3 protein-coding genes and 1 pseudogene are annotated in these 4,052 nt (G+C 65.6%); all 4 read left to right on the top strand.

What is annotated here, in order from left to right:
- Positions 1 to 216: 216 nt before the first annotated feature.
- Positions 217 to 444: a DUF2093 domain-containing protein gene (locus ACLP25_RS11360; protein ID WP_442469304.1), complete on the top strand. Its 228-nt coding sequence runs from the start codon at positions 217 to 219 to the stop codon at positions 442 to 444.
- Between the two features lie 171 nt (positions 445 to 615).
- Positions 616 to 2,406, top strand: a complete 1,791-nt coding sequence (locus ACLP25_RS11355) for an acyl-CoA dehydrogenase C-terminal domain-containing protein (protein ID WP_442469303.1) — start codon at positions 616 to 618, stop codon at positions 2,404 to 2,406.
- 168 nt (positions 2,407 to 2,574) lie between these two features.
- Positions 2,575 to 2,901, top strand: coding sequence for a GFA family protein (locus tag ACLP25_RS11350; protein WP_442469302.1), 327 nt, complete (start codon positions 2,575 to 2,577; stop codon positions 2,899 to 2,901).
- A gap of 37 nt (positions 2,902 to 2,938) precedes the next feature.
- A pseudogene (locus ACLP25_RS11345) lies at positions 2,939 to 4,052 on the top strand (acetyl-CoA C-acetyltransferase); the annotation flags it as partial.

The raw sequence follows: 4,052 nt of genomic DNA, 5'->3' as shown, positions 1-4,052 counted from the left end.
TCTCCTGCGCGCCCACAAATCCAAGGGAAGCGTCAAAACCCGAAGGAAAGCCGCTTCTTGGGATCCCGACTTTCTCTTGCAGATCCTGCAAATGAAATGACCGTTAACCTGGATTCCGAGCCGTGATGGGCGACATGGGCGACGGATCCGACATGGCGCTTTCCCTTCCCTCGCCGTCCATGGCATAGAACGAGGGAACTGAAAGAAACACTCGCCATGAACAAGTTCGAGCGACGGCCCGTCGAGGCGGGCGAAGCCAAAGTCGAGTTCCTCGACGGCGATTTCCGGATTCTTCGACCCGGCGCGTTCGTGCGCTGCGCGGTGACTGGGGAACCCATCCCACTCGACGAATTGCGATATTGGAGCGTCGACTGGCAGGAAGCTTATTCGAGTCCTGCCGCTTCAATGCAGCGTGAATGCGAACGCCGCGAAGCGCGCTCCTGAATTGACGATTGCTTTGTCGCCCGACCCCCCGGCGATCGCGCCTGCGCTCGCCGGCTGTTGTCGAATAGGGTTGCAAAGCGCGCCCGAATAGTTCATATATGAACAGTCCCGGCGGCAGCGTGCGCGAGGATGGGCGCGCGCCGTAGTGTTTCATGATGTCCGAGGAGCAGAATGCCGACTTACAAAGCGCCGGTGAGCGACACCGTTTTCCTGCTGAACGACGTTTTCGAGTATGCCCGCTACGCGAACGCTCCCGGATTTTCGGAAGCGCCGATCGACGTGGTTGAAGCCGTCCTGACCGAGGGCGCGAAATTCGTCGAGGAGGTCGTGCAGCCGCTGAACCGTGTCGGCGACCTCGAAGGTTGCACGCGCCACGAGGACGGCAGCGTCACCACGCCGAAAGGCTTTAAGGAGGCGTACAAGGCGCTCGTCGAGGGCGGCTGGGTTGGCCTTGCGGGCGACCCGAAATACCGCGGCCAGGGTTTGCCGCACTTTCTGGCAGCCTTGTTCAGCGAGTATGAAATCTCCAGCAATCTCGCCTTCGCGATGTACCCCGGCCTGACCAACGGCGCGGTGGCGGCGATGATGGCGCACGCCAGCGACGCGTTGAAGGATCGTTATCTGCCGAAGATGACGACCGGCGAGTGGACGGGCACGATGAACCTGACCGAGCCGCACTGCGGCACCGATCTCGGCCTGATCAAAACCAAGGCGGTCCCCCAGCCCGACGGCTCCTACGCCATAACCGGTCAGAAGATCTTCATTTCCGCCGGCGAGCATGACCTCGCCGACAACATCATCCATCTCGTACTCGCCAGGATCGAAGGCGCGCCGGCGGGCGTGAAGGGCATTTCGCTGTTCGTCGTGCCGAAGTTCCTTCCCGACGCCGAGGGCAAGCCCGGGGAGCGCAACGGCGTTGTCTGCGGCTCCCTCGAGCACAAGATGGGCATCCACGGCAACGCCACCGCCGTGCTCAACTACGACGGCGCCAAGGGGTGGCTGGTGGGCGAGGAGCATCGCGGCCTGCCGGCGATGTTCGTGATGATGAACGGCGCGCGCCTGGGGGTTGCCATCCAGGGTCTCGCAATTTCCGAGGTCGCCTATCAGAACGCCGCAGCGTACGCGAAGGAGCGTCGTCAAGGCCGTTCGCTGAAGGGGCCCGCCGAGCCCGACAAGCCCGCCGACCTCCTGCTCGTCCATCCGGACGTGCGTCGCATGCTGCTCGAGATCCGGGCGTTCAACGAGGCTGCGCGCGCGCTGCTCGTCTCCGTCGCGCTGGCGCAGGAAGAGGCGCTGGCCTCGCCTGATCCGAAGGTTCGCCAGGCCGCGGACGACCGCCTCGGCCTGATGACGCCGGTGATCAAAGGCGTGTTTACGGATACGGGCTTCGCCAATGCCGTCAAAGCGCAACAGGTGTTCGGCGGTCACGGCTATATCGCCGAATGGGGCATGGAACAGTTCGTCCGCGACGCCCGCATCGCCATGATCTACGAAGGCGCCAACGGCGTTCAGGCGCTCGACTTGGTCGGCCGCAAGCTGCCGAAGGACGGTGGACGCGCGATCATGGGTTTCTTCGGCGAGGTCGGCCAGTTTCTCGCCGCCAGCAAGGAGGAGGCCGCTCTCGCGCCCTATCTCGCAGGCGTTCAGACCGCCCTCGGACATCTGCAACAGGCGACGATGTGGCTGTCGAAGAACGGCCTCGCCGACCCGAACAACGCCGGCGCAGCGTCGACGGACTATATGCATCTCTTCGGCTTAACCGCGCTCGGCTACATGTGGGCGCGGATCGTCAAGGCGGTGCTCGCCCGGCAGGCGAAAGGCGAAAGCAATCCGACGCTCGACGCCAAATTGACCCTCGCCAGGTTCTTCGGCGAGCGTATGCTTCCGGAGACCGGGGCGCATCTCGCCCGCCTCTCCGCCGGCGCCGCGACCCTCATGGCCCTGCCGGCGGAAGTCTTTTAGGGTCGGCCGGAACAGGGCGGGAACAGGGAGGTAGGATGAGCGGAGAAGCGCAGGTTCGCCTCACCGGCGGCTGCCAATGCGGCGCGGTGCGTTACTGGCTGGCGAGCCCGCCGACCGGGGAAAACGTCTGCCACTGCCGCATGCCAGAAGGCTGGCGGAGGCCCGTTCATGGCCTTCGCTGGCGTTCCGATGGCCGACCTCGACTGGACGCGCGGTTCGCCGAAAGTCTTCGCCAGCTCGGCCATCGCCGAGCGCGGCTTCTGCGCCGACTGCGGTACGCCCCTCACCTACCGCATCCTCGTTCGCGATCGCATCTCGATCACCCTCGGCAGCCTCGACTGCCCTTCGGACGTCCCGCCCCGGATGCAGTACGGCGTCGAATCGAAGGTCCCCTGGATCGACGCGATCGCCGGCCTGCCTCAGCGCGAGATCGCCGGCCTTTTCGGACCCGGGGTCAACGTCGAGTCCCGACAGCATCCCGATCACGACACCTAGCATCAATCGCGGCCGGCGCGCCGCAGGGAGAAACAGTATGACAGAAGCCTTCATTTTCGATCACGTGCGGACGCCGCGCGGCCGCGGCAAACCGGACGGATCGCTTCACACCGCCTCGACCCTTCACCTCGCCGCGACGGCGCTGAAGGCGATCAAGGACCGCAACCAGCTCGACCCAGGCCGGATCGACGACGTCGTCATGGGCTGCGTCGACCCGGTGGGCGAAGCCGGCGGCGACATCGCCCGCATGGCGCTCTGGCAGCGGGCTTCGGCGATACGGTGCCGGGCGTACAGATCAACCGCTTCTGCGCCTCGGGCCTCGACTCGGTGAACTTCGCCGCTGCGCAGGTGATGAGCGGCCAGCATGACCTGACGATCGGCGGCGGCGTCGAGTCGATGAGCCGCGTCGGGATCGGCGCCTCGGGCGGCGCGTGGCCGGCCGATCCGTCGCTCGCGATCCCGGCGTATTTCATGCCGCAGGGGGTCTCCGCGGACCTCATCGCGACGAAATACGGCTTCTCGCGCGACGATGTGGACGCCTACGCCGTCCAGTCGCAGAAGCGCGCGGCGGCCGCCTGGAACGAGGGGCGTTTCAAGGGCTCGATCGCGCCGGTCAAGGACGTCAACGGGCTTCCGCTGCTCGACCATGACGAGCACATGCGCCCGCAGACCGACATGCAGTCGCTCGCCTCGATCAAGCCGTCCTTCGTCATTCCCGGCGAACAGGGCGGCTTCGACGCGGTCGCCATCCAGGCGCATCCGGAGGTGGAGCGAATCATCCACGTCCATCACGCCGGCAACTCGTCGGGCATCGTCGACGGCGCCGCCGCCGTGCTGATCGGCTCGCGCGAGGCGGGCAAGAAAGCGGGGCTCAAGCCGCGCGCAAAAATCCGCGCCTTCGCCAACATCGGCTCGGAGCCGGCGATCATGCTGACGGGCCCAGTCGATGTGACCAGGAAGGTGCTCGCGCGCTCGGGCATGATGATCAACGACATCGATCTTTTCGAGGTCAACGAGGCCTTCGCCGCTGTCGTCTTGCGCTTCCTGCAGGCGTTCGAGGTCGATCCGAACAAAGTCAACGTCAACGGCGGGGCGATCGCGCTCGGCCATCCGCTCGGCGCGACCGGCGCGATGATCCTCGGCACGGCGCT

The organism is Roseiarcus sp. (assembly GCF_052145395.1).
In the GTDB taxonomy this organism is placed as follows: Bacteria; Pseudomonadota; Alphaproteobacteria; order Rhizobiales; family Beijerinckiaceae; genus Roseiarcus.
Note: the sequence above shows the minus strand (reverse complement) of the source record. Positions and strands in the feature narration are given on the sequence as shown.

Coding starts and splice junctions, on each gene's coding strand:
- ACLP25_RS11350 (WP_442469302.1), top strand. CDS start 2,575: ATGGCCTTCGCTGGCGTTCCGATGGCCGACCTCGACTGGACGCGCGGT.
- ACLP25_RS11360 (WP_442469304.1), top strand. CDS start 217: ATGAACAAGTTCGAGCGACGGCCCGTCGAGGCGGGCGAAGCCAAAGTC.
- ACLP25_RS11355 (WP_442469303.1), top strand. CDS start 616: ATGCCGACTTACAAAGCGCCGGTGAGCGACACCGTTTTCCTGCTGAAC.